This is a genomic window from Acinetobacter sp. YH16042, from assembly GCF_013417245.1.
Lineage (GTDB): Bacteria > Pseudomonadota > Gammaproteobacteria > Pseudomonadales > Moraxellaceae > Acinetobacter > Acinetobacter amyesii.
On record NZ_VPEJ01000119.1, the window covers coordinates 1 to 1,374 of the forward strand.

Consider the following 1,374-nt stretch of genomic DNA (forward strand, 5'->3'; position numbering starts at 1 on the left):
GATTGAAAATAACATCATTGAATTTGGCAACTTCTTCATCAAAATTAAAATTATCTAACTCAATCATTATTTAAATCCTGCTTTTTCTAAGACTGGATACAGTTCCCTAAACTTTTCAGGCTGTAAAAGCATTTCTGCAATACGTACAGCAAATTGCTGATAGCTTTCTGTACCTTGTGAATACTTAGACATTTCAGGCATTTCAGACATTTTGTTTGCAAATAAATGACGTTGGGAATCGGTCATTTTGATGAAAAAATCAGGGGTATTGGGATCTCGTTTAGTTTCAATTTTAGGTTGTACTTTTTGCTTAAACTTGAATGAAAACCCTGTAATTGTACGCCCCTGCTTATGTTGCTCATAAGTTACGGTAATGTCTGTATGTTTGTTAAGTTGCTCAATAGCAATATGTAAAACTTTTTCTTTAAATTGCCCCATTCTTTGATATTTTTCATCTCCAACTCCAAGTTTTAAACGAAATTCATTTAAATCAATAATTGGTGTCTTCCCAGTACTACGCCACGCAATTAAAAGTTCGTATAGGCGAATAGCATAACCGCTTGTTAGATTGGCAACTTGTTTTAATTCGTAGCTTGTAAGGTGTTGTTCAAGATAAGTGATTAGGGGTAAGACCGCTGGAGCAAAAGTAAATTCTATAGTTGCAGAATTATCAATATAAGCAATATCAGACACCCAGCGAGTCGTTTTATGAGCAATACCTTTTTCTCTAGGTTCTTGATAGCTAAACTGTCTTGAGAATAAAGACTTACAGGCATCCTTTAGTGTTTCGTATGCTGTGCTATGGCTTACACCAAACGTATTAATATAACTTTCTGCTGTAATCTCAATTGGTTTATTGAATGCAATATAGTCAAGGTGCATGTTATGAGTATGTTCCCGAATAATAACGATAGCTAATAAAATCAATCGCTGTTCGACAAGACCAAGACTATAACTAGCATTAATCAACGCATTATCTTTTACAACTAAGTCATTTTTCATTGTTGTACACTTTTATAATTCAAGTGTATTTGTACACCTTTGTAATGTACGTGTCAATATCATCGGAATTAGTGTACTTATATGTCGGAATTGGTGTACTTATTGGGGCTAAAATATCGGAATTGGTGTACTTATATGTCGGAATTGGTGTACTTATTAGCTGTGAAAGCCTTGCTGTACAAGCGTTTCAAGCAACTTAAAAATATTTAAAAATATATTTAAAAATAAAAAATATAAAAACTTGTGGAAAACTGCCCTAGGTACTCGCTAAAGCTCGTACTCTATTGAAGCTCGTTCCTCGCTTCGAGGGGCAGTTTTTAATTAATACTGTTCGTGATATTCAAAAGTAAAAGCATTGATAATGTATTCGCT

At 33.7% G+C, this 1,374-nt stretch carries 2 protein-coding genes; one reads left to right on the top strand and one right to left on the bottom strand.

Features of this window, described 5'->3' with window-relative positions:
• Window positions 1-66: 66 nt before the first annotated feature.
• On the bottom strand, window positions 67-1,002 hold the full coding sequence (repM, locus tag FTV37_RS17430; RefSeq protein ID WP_180064341.1) for a replication initiation protein RepM: 936 nt from the start codon (window positions 1,000-1,002) through the stop codon (window positions 67-69).
• 50 nt (window positions 1,003-1,052) lie between these two features.
• Between repM and FTV37_RS17435 the strand changes: the two genes are divergently transcribed.
• Window positions 1,053-1,202, top strand: a complete 150-nt coding sequence (locus FTV37_RS17435; RefSeq protein ID WP_179996696.1) for a hypothetical protein — start codon at window positions 1,053-1,055, stop codon at window positions 1,200-1,202.
• The last annotated feature ends 172 nt before the right edge of the window (window positions 1,203-1,374 follow it).